The sequence below is a fragment of the Delftia acidovorans SPH-1 genome, assembly GCF_000018665.1.
Lineage (GTDB): Bacteria > Pseudomonadota > Gammaproteobacteria > Burkholderiales > Burkholderiaceae_C > Comamonas > Comamonas acidovorans.
In genome coordinates this window covers 4820302-4833152 of the sequence record NC_010002.1, presented here as the reverse complement: position 1 = coordinate 4833152, position 12851 = coordinate 4820302, and the positions used below count along the sequence as shown (strand labels likewise).

Sequence of the window (12851 nt, the reverse complement as noted above, 5' to 3'; positions counted from 1 at the left end):
GCCGGTTCATCGGTTGGCCACGATCACGCGGTCGTAGGTGGACACGAAGGAGCCGGCCGCATCCAGCCGCTGGGGCAGGCTGCCGGCGGCGTGCAGGATGTCGATCAGCTTCTGGTGGTGGGGTTGCGCCTCGGCGGCCGTCTGGAACAGCAGGTCGGACTGCGATGCCAGGATGGCCGCCGTGCTCTCCGCATCGATGCGCTGGAACTGCGTGTAGTAGTGGCGGCCCCATTCCTGCTCGTGGCCATTGCTCCACTTGCCTGCGCGCACGAAGGCGCCCAGGAAATCGACGATGGCCTGGGACTTGGCCGGGTCGGCCAGCACGTCGGGCCGTGCGTAGATGTACGAGGTGGCGGGCAGCAGCGTGCGCTCCTGCGGATCGGGCACGGGCCGCGCGCCGATCTGCTTGCCCAGGCGCGTGACATGGGGCTCCATGAGCACGGCCACGTCCACGGCCTTGGCGCGCAGCGCGTCGTTGAGTTCGGCCACGCGCAGGTTGACCAGCTTCACGTCGGCCAGCGTCAGGCCCGCGCGTGTCAATGCCTCGATCAGGAAGACCTGGCGGCCCGAGCCTTCCACATAGCTCAGGCGCTTGCCGCGCAGGTCGGCCAGGCGCTCTATGCCTGCATCGGCGCGCTGCACCAGCCGGTACTGGGCGCGCTCGCGCGTGAAGGTGGCGATGATGGGCAGCTGCACGCCGGCGGCGCGCGCCTGGATGGGCGGCGTGTCGCCCACATAGGCAATGTCCAGCGCGCCTGCGCGTATGGCCTCGAAGATGGCCGGGCCGCCCGCGAAGTTGGGCAGCTCCAGCTGAAAGCCCAGGCGCTTGCGCTCGCCGCTGGCATCCAGCAGGTGGCGCAGCAGCTCGCTCTGGTCGGCGACGACCAATCGGGTCCTGGGGTCGGCCGCAGCCCGCGCGGCGGTGGTGGAAGCCAGGGCGGCAGCGGCCAGCAGGGAAGGGCCGGCCAGCAGGAAACGACGCTTGTTCACGCGCTCCATCCTCAAAAGATTGCAATGGGATGGATGCTAGTTAGCGTGCTTCAGTTGTGAAAATACCGATTCCGTATTTGCAAACGCGCGCCACGCACATGGACGTGGCGCGGGGGGAGGTTCAGCCGAACACCGGGCGCATGAAGCTGCGCTCGTAGCTCAGGATGCAGCGCGTGTCCTCCGCGTAGCGGAAGGCGGCCTGGCACTCGGGGTCCTGCATGGACTTGATGCGGTACTCCTCGTACAGCGCCATGCTGGGGAAGCTGAACATGGCCAGCGCCACATTGTTGGCGCCTTCGGACGGCAGGAAGTAGCCGTGGTGCTTGCCGCCGAATTTCTCGACCAGCGGAATCCAGGTCTTGCCGTACTCCTCGAATTCCTTGGCCTTGAACGGGTCGATGATGTAGCGCAGGTAGCAGGTGATCATGTCTGAAAAGAGAAGGGAAGCGAAGCCTAGAGTTTGAACGATGCCGTCAGGCGGGAGAGCTTCTCCGACTCCTGCTGCAGCACCTGCGTGGCGGCCGAGGACTGCTCCACCAGTGCGGCGTTCTGCTGGGTCACGCGGTCCATGTCGGTCACGGCATGGCCCACCTGCTCGATGCCGGTGCTTTGCTCGCGGCTGGCCGAGGCGATCTCGGTCACGATGCCTGTGATGTTGCGCACCGTGGTGACCACTTCGCGCATGGTCTGCCCGGCCTGGTCCACCAGGGTGGCGCCGGCATCCACACGCTCCACCGAGGCCTGGATCAGCGTCTTGATCTCGCGCGCGGCCGAGGCGCTGCGCTGCGCCAGGGTGCGCACCTCACCCGCCACGACCGCGAAGCCGCGCCCCTGGTCGCCAGCGCGCGCAGCCTCCACGGCCGCGTTCAGCGCGAGGATGTTGGTCTGGAAGGCGATGCCGTCGATCACGCCGATGATGTCCACCACGCGGCGCGACGAGGTATTGATCTCGCCCATTGTGCTCACCACCTGGTCCACCACGGTGCCGCCGCGCTCGGCCACCGCGCAGGCGCCCGAGGCGATCTGGCTTGCCTGCTGCGCGTTTTCCGCGTTCTGGTGCACGGTGGCGGTCAACTGCTCCATGGACGCCGCCGTTTCCTCCAGCGAGCTGGCCTGCTGCTCCGTGCGCTGCGACAGGTCCAGGCTGCCCGTGGCGATCTCGCCGGCCGAGCGGTGGATGATGCCCGCCGTGTCATGGATGCGCGTCACCAGTTGGCGCAGCTGCTCGCTCATGCGCTGCACCGCCGCGATCACGCTGCCTTCCGGTGCGTGCGATGTCCCCTCCAGCCCGGTTTGCGACAGATCCCCGGCGGCGATGCGGTTGGCGATCGCTGCTGCTACGGCCGGCTCTCCGCCGATGGCCTGGAGCACGCTGCGCGTGACCATCCAGGCGATCAACGACAGCAGTGCGCCCAGCACCGCCAGCGCCGCCACCGACTTGATGATGGTGGCGATGAAGGCCTGCTGGATGTCATCCACATAGTCACCCGCGATCAGGTCCCAGTTCCAGGAGGTGGATCGCTTGGCATAGGCCAGCTTCTCGCTGGGCTCCTTCGCGCCGGGACGGGGCCACCAGTAGGTGAGGTAGCCGTTGCCCTGGGCAGAAGCGCCCACGGCGGCAATGTTGCGGTAGAGGTAGCTGCCCTTCGCGTCCTGGAAGCCGGCCATGTTCTTGCCGTTGATGCCCGGGCTTGCGGGGTTGTTCAGCACCACGGAATCCGTCGTGATGCTGGTGATGTAGCCCGCACCACCGGCATAGCGCAGCTGCCCCACGCGGGCAATGGCCGTGGCCTTGGCGTCTTCTTCAGGCAGCTTGCCGGCCTTGGCCTCTGCCGCAATGGCGGCAATCAGGCTGTCTGCCGAATCGACAAAGTCCCGCAGCGCCTGCTGCCGGGCCTCATAGGCCTTGCTGCGTGCCTGGTAGGCGTTGAACAGGGTCAGCGCAAGCAGCGCCAGCAGGCAGAAAACCAGCGGAGCCAGCAGTTTCTGGCGAAGGGACAGGGCAGGCATGGAAGCGGGTTCGAAGAAGAGGCAGGGACGCCGTGAATGCTACATAAACTTCTTCTTTGGTTTCATGTGTTTACAAATTTTTCCGCGCTCGCACAGTGCCGGCGCGGCCCCGTTTCTGCCGAACCTGTCCTGCCGCTGCCAACCTCGGCACCGGCGCGTGCACCGCACTGCCAGGCTTGCGGTCCATCACAAGGGAGAATCACCCCATGCAAGAAACTCCGTCCCCCGCCGCCCAGCCCCGCAATCCGCTGCACGGCGTCACGCTCGAAGCCATCGTCCGTGCCCTGGAGGCCCGCTATGGCTGGCCCGCCCTGGCACGGCAGGTTCCGGTGCGCTGCTTCACGCTGGACCCCAGCGTCAGCTCCAGCCTCAAGTTCCTGCGCAAGACGCCCTGGGCGCGCGAGAAGGTGGAAGCGCTCTATCTGGACATGCTGCGCAAGGACAGGCGCAGGCCCGCTTCCACAGACTGAAGGCGCAAGCCGGATGCCACCGGACAAGATGTCCAGTGCGCAGGCACAGGCTGTGCCTATCATCGGCACCGTCTCCGATCCCGCAACCCTTCCAGACACCACCATGACCCAGAGCCAGAACCCTGTCGCCGTGATTGCCTCCGCCATGAAGACGCACGGCATCGTGCCTGCGGATTTCGACATCGCCTCCATCGAGGACGAGTACGCCTTGATGGCGGCACTGCGCCAGCACACCAAGGCCGCCCAGGTCAAATTGTTCGATGGCGGCATTGGCGAAGACAACGATGCCGACGAAGACTACGTGGCCCTGCTCAAGCGCTTCGCCAAGGCTTGCGGTGGCGCCATCGGCTATGAGGGCATCGAATCCGGCATGGAGGGCGACACCGTCACGCTGCGCTTCCAATCGGGCGGCCAGGAGCACAGCTGGTCCTTCGAGCAGGACGGTGACCGCGTCAGCGAGGAGTTCCTGGACTTCATCATTGACCACTCCAAGTCCTGCACGGCGGGGGAGTTCATCAATCTGCTGGACGAGAACTCGCTGCTGACAGGCTTTGTGCCCAAGGACATCTCCAGGCTGCTGTACGAGCACGACATCGTTTACTGAGTGCGGATGGCGGTGGCGGCGCACCCGCCTCGACTTCACATCACGCGCACGCCCAGCCCGCCCACCAGCTCGGCAGCCTGCTCATGCGAGATCAGGCTGCCCTTGAAATGCTGGCTGAGCGAGGCAATCGTCAAGCCGCGCAAGTCCGCCGAGCGCAGGTCCGCGCCATCGAACCGGGCATTCTTGAGGTGGGCATCGCGCAGGCTTGCCTTGTGGAAAACGGCATCGCGGAAGTCGCAGCCGGCCAGATCGGCATCGCTGAAGTTCAGGCCCTCCAGCGTTTTCTTGCGGAAGGACACGCCGCGCAGATCGGCACCAATCAGCAGGGACTCATGAAAATCAATGCCCAGGGTTTGCGCACCGCCAAACCTGGCGCCGGTCAGCTTGACTTCAAGAAAGCGCGCTGAGGCCAGCTTGGCCAATTCCCAGTTGGTGTTGTTCAGGTCGCTCTGGCAAAACAGGGCGTCCGTCAGGTTGGCCAGCCGAAAATCGGCGCGGCCCGCCTTGCAATGCAGCCAGCGGGTGCCGGCCAGTTGGCAGCTTTCAAAGCAGGTGTCGGCAAAACTGCACTCCACAAATTGCGCGCCCTGCAAATCGAGTTGATGGAGATTCAATCCATCGAATTCGCATTGCTCGAAAACCAGGCCATGAGAGGCTTCTTGTTTCAATAGCTCCGATAGACTGTCCTGATCAATAATCTGATTGACGATGGTTTTTGTGGAAGGCGTTGTATGCATGGTCAATATCAGGCATGGCGTATTTCAGAAAGGCTGGGCAGTGTATGGCCTTGCCGCGCCCAGGTGTGAAATGCCCTTGGAATTTTCCAAGGGCATGCATTGCGCAGTTTGACGGATGAGAAAACCTGTGAGCACACGGTTTGCGGGCTGCTTCCCGCGCCGGTTGCGCCCTCCAGGAAGGGCGGAACCGGCGTGCCCATGTCACCCGTGGCTGCTTACCGGGAGCTTGCTGGCCGGGGGCTTGCTGACCAGCTGGCGGCTTGGCGGACATGCATCTGTCGAAAAACCCTTACAGGAAGATGCCATTTGATATTACAAATTGTGTCTCGTGTGGCGAGGGCATCAGTGAATAATCTGTAGAAAAACATGGTTGGTACACCATCTGTATTTTCACCAATGCAGTTCTCTGGCAGCCTCAACGAATAATTTATTTGAAATCCAGCAAATATCTATGACCGGAATTATCCAGCAAACACTCCAAAATGATATTGATGCCTTGATCCATGATTGGATGGCCCAGGCCAGCGTGGGTGATTCCACGCTCGGGAAGAATGCTGAAAAAGATGCGCGCGGGATTATCAACGCCATTGTGGGCGCCTTCGCTTCCGGCGCCGATCCGCAAAGGTTTTCGGACGAGGGCTGGAATCCCGCGCGGCGCCTGCTGGCCGAGCTGTCCCGCACCCGCGCCGCCCAGGGCCAGCGTGCCGGTGAAACCAGCCAGTTCATCCTGTCGCTGAAAAAGCCGCTGTTCGCACACATCCAGCGCGGGCTGTCGGGCGATCCTGCTGCGGCCATCCAGGAAATCTGGAGTGCCACCGTGCTGGTGGACAACATGGCCCAGCACACGGTCAGCAGCTTCCAGCAGGCACGCGAGGAGATCATCATCCGCCAGCAGGAAGAGCTGCTGGAGCTGTCCACCCCCGTCGTCAAGCTGTGGGAGGGGGTGCTGGCCATTCCGCTGATCGGCACGCTGGACAGCAACCGCACCCAGGTGGTGATGGAGTCCTTGCTGCAAAGCCTGGTGTCGACCGAGTCTGAGCTGGCCATCATCGACATCACCGGCGTGCCCACGGTGGACACGCTGGTGGCCCAGCACCTGCTGCGCACCGTGACGGCCATTCGCCTGATGGGCGCGGACTGCATCATCAGCGGCATCCGGCCCCAGATTGCCCAGACCATCGTGCACCTGGGCATCGACATGCGCGACATCACCACCAAGGCCACGCTGGCCGAGGCGCTCAAGCTGGCCATGGGCAAGACCGGCTGGCGCATCACCCGCCAGACACAGGAGTGAGCCATCCATGGACCGCATTCCAATCCTGCGCATGGGCGATGTGCTGCTGGTTTCCATCCAGATCGACATGCAGGACCAGACGGCGCTGGCGCTCCAGGACGACCTGGCCGAGCGCATCGCGAGCACGGGCGCCAGCGGCGTCATGATCGATATCTCGGCGCTGGAGGTGGTGGACTCCTTCGTCGGGCGCATGCTGGTGACCATCTCGGGCATTGCCCGCATCCTGTCTGCCGCCACCGTTGTGGTGGGCATGCAGCCTGCCGTTGCAATCACCCTGGTGGAGTTGGGCCTGTCCCTTGGCGGGGTCAGGACGGCGATGACCGTCGAGAGGGGAATGGCCCTTTTGCGGGCCCAGCAGTCGGGAGCCACCCTTGGAACATGATCGCAGCGGCCAAATGCCGTTACAAAACGAGCAGCAGATTGTTGCCACGCGCCAAACGGTGCGCTCGCTTTGCCAGATGCTGAAGTTCTCGCTGGTCGATCAGACAAAGATGATTACCGCTGCAAGCGAGCTGTCCCGCAATACGCTGATTCATGGAAAAGGTGGCCACATGAACTGGGCCATCATCGAAGTCAATGGAAAACAGGCCTTGCAATTGATTTTTGAAGACACAGGGCCTGGAATCAAGGATCTGAAAATGGCCATGACCGATGGTTTCACCACCGGCATGGGAATGGGCCTGGGCCTGCCGGGAAGCAAGCGGCTGGTGAATGATTTCAAGATAGAAACCGAGCTGGGTCAGGGCACACGAGTGAGTATCACCAAGTGGAAGTAACCCGGGGCTGGACCCATCGTTCATTTCCAATAGGCGATGCGAGCCGTGTGGGTGAGGTCAGGCGCCATGTGGTTGCACTGGCCTCCGACATGGGCTGGGGCGACGAGGACATGGGCCGTTCTGCGCTGGTGGCGACCGAGCTGGCCACCAACCTGGTGCGGCATGCCCGGGATGCTGAAATCTGGATAGCCGAGCGGCCGCCCCTGCACGACATCGAAATCATCTGTGTCGACCGCGGCCCGGGCATCGAGGACATCGCCACCGCCATGCAGGACGGGGTGAGCACCGGCTCGGGCTCGCCGGGCACGGGCCTGGGGGCCATCTCCAGGGTGGCAGACGACTTCTTTGTCGTCTCCGAAGCCACCGGCACGGTAAGCCTGGCGCGGCTGCGCGAAGGCCGCAGGGCGCCGTCGGCACTGTCGCTGCGCATGGGCGCCGTTTGCCTGGCCGTTGCGCCCGAGACCATCAGCGGCGACGCCTGGGCGGTCAGGTCGGGCGCGGGGCTGGCCGAGGTGCTGGTGGCCGATGGCCTGGGCCATGGACCGCTGGCGGGCGAGGCGGCCCGTGCGGCGGTCGATGTCTTTGCGTCGCAGAACTGGAATGGGAACGGGAACGGCGGTGCCGATGCCGCCATGCCGCTGGAGGAGTTCGTGGCCCAGGCCCATGCAGCGCTGCGCGGCACGCGCGGGGCGGCCCTGTTGGCGGTGCGCTTCGGCGCACAGACCGTGCACAGCTGCGGTGCGGGAAACATCAGTGGCAGGCTTTTCAATGGCGTGGCCAGCCTTTCCCTGAGCAGCCAGCACGGCACGGCAGGTGTACAGATCTCGCGGCCCAGGGTGGCCGACTGCTCCAGCCTTGACCATGGCGTTCTGGTGCTGCACTCCGACGGCGTGTCTGCCCGCTGGAAGCATGAGGACTATGCGGGCCTGCTGGGCAGGGACCCCGGCCTGCTGGCCGCCTGCCTTCTCTGGCACAACACCCGCAGCAGGGATGACGCCACCGTGGTCGTCCTCAAGGCCGAGGAAGCGCAATGAACGAAGACGATCTCAAAGCTGAACTGGAACTGTGCCGCGCCGAGATCAGGTCCTTGCGCGAGGAGCTGGACGAGACCAATCGCGGCGTGGTCGCGCTCTACGGCGAGCTGGATGTGCAGGCCGAGAAGCTGCGCAAGGCCACCGAACTCAAGAGCCATTTCCTCTCCTACATGAGCCATGAGTTCCGCACGCCCATAGGCGCCATCCGCAGCAACGCGCGCCTGCTGCTGGACCATGTGGATGGACCGCTCACCACCGAGCAGACCCGGCAGGTCGGCTTCATCCAGGAAACCGCCGCCGAGTTTTCCGAGATGGTCAACGACCTGCTCGACCTGGCCAAGATCGAGGCGGGCCGCCTGGAAATCTCGCCGGGCTGGTTCGAGATGATGGATTTGTTTGCCGCCTTGCGCGGCATGTTCAAGGCCATGGCGGACAACGTGGAGTTGAGCCTGGTGTTCGAAGAGCCCGGTGATCTGCCGCGCTTCTACACCGACAACCGCAAGCTCTCGCAGATCCTCAGAAACTTCATCTCCAATGCACTGAAATTCACGCCGCAGGGCGAGATCAAGGTGTCGGCAGAACTGGTGGGGGACATGCTGGTGAAATTCTCGGTGGCGGATACCGGCATAGGCATCGCCTCGGAATTCCACGACGCGATTTTCAATGACTTTACCCAGGTCGATTCACCCATCCAGAAGCGCCTGCGGGGCACGGGCCTGGGCCTGGCCCTGTCCAAGCAGCTGGCACAGCTTCTGGGGGGCTGGGTGGAAGTGCAAAGCGCCCTGGGCGAAGGCTCTACCTTTTCCGTGATCGTTCCCGCGCATCTTCCGGTCGATACCAAGGATCTGAAGGCCTGATACGGCCAAGCCGGTCTTCATCCCATCAAAAACAACAGGAACATCATGCCCAAGAACACGACTGGAATGATTCTTCCCTCATTCGACCGAAGCCTGCACACCATTCTTGTCGTTGACGACAACCCTGCCACGCGCTACTCCACGGCACGGGTCATCAGGGCGGCGGGATTCCAGACGGTCGAGGCGGAAACCGGGGAAAAGGCCATTGCCCTGTCGGAGACCGGCGTGGCAGCCGTGGTGCTGGATGTGCACTTGCCCGATATCTCGGGCTTCGACGTATGCCGCACCATCCGCGGTGCGCGGCATACCAGCCTGATTCCCGTGGTGCACCTGTCGGCCGAGTATGTGCAAAGCAACCACCAGGTGGCGGGCCTCAACGCCGGGGCCGACGCCTACATGGTGCACCCCGTGGAGCCGCAGCTGCTGATTGCCACGCTGCATGCCCTGATCCGCGCACGCCTGGCGGAAGACGGGCTGCGCCGCAGCGAGTCACGCTTTCGCGCCATCTATGACCAGGCGCCGGCGGCCATGATGCTGGTCAGCGCCGACGGCCTGATCAGCGATGCCAACTCCCAGGCGCAGGCACTGCTGCAGCGCGGCATTGATGACCTGGCGGGCAAGCCGCTGGCCGGCTTTGTTCCGCAGGCCGTTCGGGAAAAAGCTGCGCAGCAATTGGCAGAAGACCCCGAAAAGTCCTGGCGCGGCGAGTTCCCCATCCTCCCGGCAGACGGGCAGGAGCGCCTGATCTCCTGGAAGTTCTCCGATCCCATCGAGCCCGGCATCCGCCTGGCCGTGGCCCAGGACCTGACGGAGTCCCTGGAGTTCGAGAGGCAGCGCCAGCAGATGCTGGAGCAGGAGCAGGCGGCGCGCGTGGCCGCAGAGCGCATCAGCCGCACCAAGGATGATTTTGTCGCCGTGCTCTCGCATGAACTGCGCACGCCGCTGTCCCTGCTCAACGGGGGCACGCATTTGCTCAAGCGCGCCAACCTCAGCGAGGCCATGCTCAAGAAAGGCATAGATGCCATCGAGAAAGGCGTGAAGGCGCAAAGCCGCATCATTGCGGACATTCTGGATATCTCGCGCCTGACGACGGGAAAACTCAATCTGCACCGCGAGGAGGTCAATGTCTGCTCATTGGCCGTGCAAAGCCTGGAGCCGTTGCGCGACAACGCTGCCGACAAGAACATCACCCTGCAGTTCGAGGCGCCGTCCGATGACATCATGGCTTGGATCGATGTCACGCGATTCCAGCAAATCCTGTGGAACCTGGTCTCCAACGCCATCAAGTTCTCCAATGCGCGCAGCGTGGTGAAGGTGGGCCTTGAAATCAGTGACGAAAGCCTGGTGATGAGCGTGGCGGACGAGGGCGTGGGCATCGCGCCTGAATTCCTTCCGCATGTCTTCGAGCGCTTCTCGCAGGCCTCCGCCCCCGCCACCCGTGGGCATTCCGGCCTGGGATTGGGGCTGTCCATCGTCAAGCACCTGGTGGAGCTGCATGGGGGCACCGTGCGTGCCCACAGCGAAGGCGTGGGCCGTGGCGTCACCATGCGGGTGGAGATTCCGCTGCACGAGGCAAGCGCCTCCCAGGCCGACCCGATGAATGCGCATCTTGAAAATGGCGAATCCCTGGAAGGCAAGGACATCGTCATCGTTGAAGACAATGCGGACACCAGCGAAATACTGAAAGTGGTGCTGACCGACCAGGGCGCCACCGTCAGGAGTGCCGAGAACTTCGACCAGGCCATGGCCCTGGTCCAGGCGCAGTGGCCCAGCCTCATCGTCAGCGACATAGGGCTGCCGGGAAAGGACGGGTTCCAGCTGGTCAAGGCCCTGCGCGAAGCGGAGGCCGCGCACTTTGGCGGAACAAGACAGGTAAAGATCGTGGCGCTCAGCGCCTTTGCCCGCGAGCAGGACCGCACCCAGGCGCTGCAGGCAGGCTTTGACCAATATCTGGAAAAGCCGCTGCAGCCGCACCTCCTCATCCGGGTGCTGCTGGGGCAGGGCTGATCGTCTGGCCCAGCGCCTGGGCCAGGAACTCGGCCGTGACGCGCACCCTTGTCGTGCGCTGCAGATCGGGGTGCATGACCTGCCAGACCTCGTAGTCGTCCGAGCGCTGGCGCTGGGGCCAGATGCGCAGCAGGCCTTCGCGCTCGCCCATGCTCACGGGCATTTCGCCCAGGCCGATGCCGGCCGCCACGGCCTTGCGCACCAGCAGGCTGGAGTTGGCGGCCATGGCGATCCGGGCATGGCGCGCGGGCACATCGACCATGGTGGGAACGGGCCGCTGTTCCAGAAAAGGGCCATAGACCACGAGGTGGTGGCCGCGCAATTCGTCCTCTGCCGACGGCTGGCCAAAGCGCGCCACGTAGGCTGCGCTCGCAAACAGTCCCACGGGCCAGGCGACCACGCGGCGCACCACCAGCTCGGGTGCCTCGGGGCGAACGTTGCGAAACGCGATATCGGCCTGGCGGCGGCCCAGGTTCAGCATGTGCGTGGATACCTCCAGATCCACGCGGATGCCGGGCCAGCGCTGCTGCAGGCGCTCGATGGCGGGCAGCAGGAATTCGGTGGCGATCGAGTCGGTGCTGGTCACGCGCACCAGGCCGGCCGGGCTGTCGTCCAGCCCCTCGATGCGCGTGCGCAGGTCCAGCGCCGCGCCTTCCATGCGCCGCGCGGCGCCCAGCGCGGCCTCGCCGGCGGCGGTGAGCAGGTAGCCATCCCTGGCGCGCAAAAACAGCTTGCTGCCCAGCTCGGCCTCCAGCGCGTTCAGGCGCCGGCCCACGGTGGCCTGGTCCACGCCCAGGCTGCGCGCGGCGGCGCGCAGGGAGGGCGTGCGCGTCAGCGCGAGAAAGATGCGGGTGTCATCCCAGTTCATGGCGGTTTTGGTGATGCAGATTTGCAGCACTGTAGAGCGAAATCGCTGCGTTTGAGCGGCCTGGAGCAGTCGTAAGCTTTGGGTATCGGACCTTCAACCCTTTTTTGAATACTCATTGCGCAATGAAAGACAGCACAAGCATGCAAGCCATTGTTTTCGACGACTTCGGCGGCCCCGAAGTGCTCGTGGCCCGCGACGTGGCCCGGCCCGAAGTCCGGCCCCATGACCTTCTGGTGCGCAACGCCGCGATTGGCGTGAACCGGGCCGATGTATCCCACCGCAAGGGCGCCTATGGCCGCGCCCACTTTGGCGAATCCGACCTCATGGGCCTGGAGATCGCCGGCACCGTGGTGGAGGTGGGCGCGCAGGTGCAGGGCTTTGCCGTGGGCGACCGCGTCATGGGCATCGTGGGCGGCGGCGCCTATGCCGAGCTGTCGCGCATCGACCACCGCATGGCCATGCATGTGCCCGAGAGCCTGTCGCTGACCGACGCCGGCGCGGTGGCCGAGGTCTTCGTCACCGCGCATGAGGCGCTGTTCCACCTGGCCAGCCTGCAGCCCGGCGAATCGGTGCTGATCCACGCGGCGGGCAGCGGCGTGGGCTCGGCGGCCGTGCAACTGGCGCATGCGGCCGGCGCGCGCGTGTTTGCCACGGCCAGCGGCGACAAGCGGGACGCCGTCACGGGCCTTGGCGCCGATGTGTTCATCGACTACCGCAGCGAAGACTTCCAGGCCGTGGTGGCCGACAGGACGGACGGCAAGGGCGTGGATGTGGTGGTCGATTTCATTGGCGCCCCCTACCTGGAGCGCAATATGCGCTCGCTGGGCATGGGCGGGCGCATGGTCTGCGTGGGCCTGCTGGGCGGCGCGCTGGCGGCGGCCGTGCCCATGGATGTGCTGCTGTACAAGCACCTGCGGATCTTCGGGACGGTGATGAAGTCGCGCCCGCCCGAAGTCAAGCAGGCCATGGTCCAGCGCTTCGCCCAGCGCTGGCTGCCCGCGCTGGCGGCCGGCACCATCCGCCCGGTGATCGACAGCACCTACCCGCTGGCCGAGGCCGCGCAGGCGCACCGGCGCATGGAATCGGGCCAGAGCGTGGGCAAACTGCTGCTGATCCCCGAGCAGGCCGGACAGTAAGGCGCCTGCCCGGGGCGCGCATCCCCTGGGCAGGAATCCTCAAGTTCTGCAATATTCCAAGTCTCCGG

Annotated in this window: 14 protein-coding genes; 9 read left to right on the top strand and 5 right to left on the bottom strand. The window is 64.6% G+C overall.

Annotated elements, in window-relative coordinates; all coding sequences use genetic code 11:
• Nucleotides 1-6 precede the first annotated feature (6 nt).
• The 3 genes from DACI_RS22250 to DACI_RS22240 all read right to left on the bottom strand — a co-directional run bounded on the left by DACI_RS22250 (nt 7) and on the right by DACI_RS22240 (nt 3000).
• Complete coding sequence (locus tag DACI_RS22250) at nt 7-999, bottom strand: ABC transporter substrate-binding protein (RefSeq protein ID WP_012206219.1); 993 nt, start codon at nt 997-999, stop codon at nt 7-9.
• Nucleotides 1000-1111: 112 nt separating this feature from the next.
• A complete protein-coding gene (locus DACI_RS22245) occupies nt 1112-1417 on the bottom strand; it encodes an NIPSNAP family protein (protein ID WP_012206218.1) in 306 nt (101 codons plus the stop codon).
• A gap of 26 nt (nt 1418-1443) precedes the next feature.
• A complete protein-coding gene (locus DACI_RS22240; RefSeq protein ID WP_012206217.1) occupies nt 1444-3000 on the bottom strand; it encodes a methyl-accepting chemotaxis protein in 1557 nt (518 codons plus the stop codon).
• 206 nt (nt 3001-3206) lie between these two features.
• On the opposite strand from DACI_RS22240, the gene DACI_RS22235 reads away from it, so the two are divergent.
• Both DACI_RS22235 and DACI_RS22230 read left to right on the top strand, forming a co-directional pair.
• On the top strand, nt 3207-3470 hold the full coding sequence (locus tag DACI_RS22235) for a VF530 family protein (RefSeq protein WP_043782279.1): 264 nt from the start codon (nt 3207-3209) through the stop codon (nt 3468-3470).
• Between the two features lie 103 nt (nt 3471-3573).
• The gene (locus tag DACI_RS22230) at nt 3574-4074 is read left to right on the top strand and encodes a hypothetical protein (RefSeq protein ID WP_157059694.1); all 501 of its coding nucleotides are present in this window, start codon (nt 3574-3576) and stop codon (nt 4072-4074) included.
• Nucleotides 4075-4109: 35 nt separating this feature from the next.
• Here DACI_RS22230 and DACI_RS22225 read toward each other — a convergent pair whose 3' ends face one another.
• On the bottom strand, nt 4110-4811 hold the full coding sequence (locus DACI_RS22225) for a pentapeptide repeat-containing protein (protein WP_012206215.1): 702 nt from the start codon (nt 4809-4811) through the stop codon (nt 4110-4112).
• Between the two features lie 451 nt (nt 4812-5262).
• On the opposite strand from DACI_RS22225, the gene DACI_RS22220 reads away from it, so the two are divergent.
• From DACI_RS22220 to DACI_RS22195, 6 genes are read left to right on the top strand one after another with little or no spacing between them, the layout of a single operon-like run.
• Nucleotides 5263-6105 (top strand): STAS domain-containing protein, encoded by an 843-nt coding sequence (locus tag DACI_RS22220; protein ID WP_012206214.1) that lies wholly within the window; start codon nt 5263-5265, stop codon nt 6103-6105.
• A gap of 7 nt (nt 6106-6112) precedes the next feature.
• Entirely contained in the window at nt 6113-6487 is a 375-nt protein-coding gene (locus DACI_RS22215) for an STAS domain-containing protein (RefSeq protein ID WP_012206213.1), read from the top strand.
• The gene (locus tag DACI_RS22210; RefSeq protein WP_012206212.1) at nt 6477-6881 is read left to right on the top strand and encodes an anti-sigma regulatory factor; all 405 of its coding nucleotides are present in this window, start codon (nt 6477-6479) and stop codon (nt 6879-6881) included. The genes DACI_RS22215 and DACI_RS22210 overlap by 11 nt, the downstream gene beginning before the upstream one ends.
• A 47-nt stretch (nt 6882-6928) precedes the next feature.
• Nucleotides 6929-7915 (top strand): ATP-binding protein, encoded by a 987-nt coding sequence (locus DACI_RS22205; RefSeq protein WP_232244034.1) that lies wholly within the window; start codon nt 6929-6931, stop codon nt 7913-7915.
• Entirely contained in the window at nt 7912-8772 is an 861-nt protein-coding gene (locus DACI_RS22200; protein WP_012206210.1) for a sensor histidine kinase, read from the top strand. The genes DACI_RS22205 and DACI_RS22200 overlap by 4 nt, the downstream gene beginning before the upstream one ends.
• 45 nt (nt 8773-8817) lie before the next feature.
• Nucleotides 8818-10779 carry a hybrid sensor histidine kinase/response regulator gene (locus DACI_RS22195; protein WP_012206209.1) on the top strand — a complete coding sequence of 654 codons (1962 nt, stop codon included), beginning with the start codon at nt 8818-8820 and terminating at the stop codon, nt 10777-10779.
• Here DACI_RS22195 and DACI_RS22190 read toward each other — a convergent pair.
• Nucleotides 10751-11647 carry a LysR family transcriptional regulator gene (locus tag DACI_RS22190; protein ID WP_012206208.1) on the bottom strand — a complete coding sequence of 299 codons (897 nt, stop codon included), beginning with the start codon at nt 11645-11647 and terminating at the stop codon, nt 10751-10753. The genes DACI_RS22195 and DACI_RS22190 overlap by 29 nt on opposite strands.
• Nucleotides 11648-11787: 140 nt before the next feature.
• Between DACI_RS22190 and DACI_RS22185 the strand changes: the two genes are divergently transcribed.
• A complete protein-coding gene (locus DACI_RS22185) occupies nt 11788-12783 on the top strand; it encodes an NAD(P)H-quinone oxidoreductase (RefSeq protein ID WP_085930558.1) in 996 nt (331 codons plus the stop codon).
• Nucleotides 12784-12851 lie beyond the last annotated feature (68 nt).

Coding starts and splice junctions, on each gene's coding strand:
- DACI_RS22250 (WP_012206219.1), bottom strand. CDS start 999: ATGGAGCGCGTGAACAAGCGTCGTTTCCTGCTGGCCGGCCCTTCCCTG.
- DACI_RS22245 (WP_012206218.1), bottom strand. CDS start 1,417: ATGATCACCTGCTACCTGCGCTACATCATCGACCCGTTCAAGGCCAAG.
- DACI_RS22240 (WP_012206217.1), bottom strand. CDS start 3,000: ATGCCTGCCCTGTCCCTTCGCCAGAAACTGCTGGCTCCGCTGGTTTTC.
- DACI_RS22235 (WP_043782279.1), top strand. CDS start 3,207: ATGCAAGAAACTCCGTCCCCCGCCGCCCAGCCCCGCAATCCGCTGCAC.
- DACI_RS22230 (WP_157059694.1), top strand. CDS start 3,574: ATGACCCAGAGCCAGAACCCTGTCGCCGTGATTGCCTCCGCCATGAAG.
- DACI_RS22225 (WP_012206215.1), bottom strand. CDS start 4,811: ATGCATACAACGCCTTCCACAAAAACCATCGTCAATCAGATTATTGAT.
- DACI_RS22220 (WP_012206214.1), top strand. CDS start 5,263: ATGACCGGAATTATCCAGCAAACACTCCAAAATGATATTGATGCCTTG.
- DACI_RS22215 (WP_012206213.1), top strand. CDS start 6,113: ATGGACCGCATTCCAATCCTGCGCATGGGCGATGTGCTGCTGGTTTCC.
- DACI_RS22200 (WP_012206210.1), top strand. CDS start 7,912: ATGAACGAAGACGATCTCAAAGCTGAACTGGAACTGTGCCGCGCCGAG.
- DACI_RS22195 (WP_012206209.1), top strand. CDS start 8,818: ATGCCCAAGAACACGACTGGAATGATTCTTCCCTCATTCGACCGAAGC.
- DACI_RS22190 (WP_012206208.1), bottom strand. CDS start 11,647: ATGAACTGGGATGACACCCGCATCTTTCTCGCGCTGACGCGCACGCCC.
- DACI_RS22185 (WP_085930558.1), top strand. CDS start 11,788: ATGCAAGCCATTGTTTTCGACGACTTCGGCGGCCCCGAAGTGCTCGTG.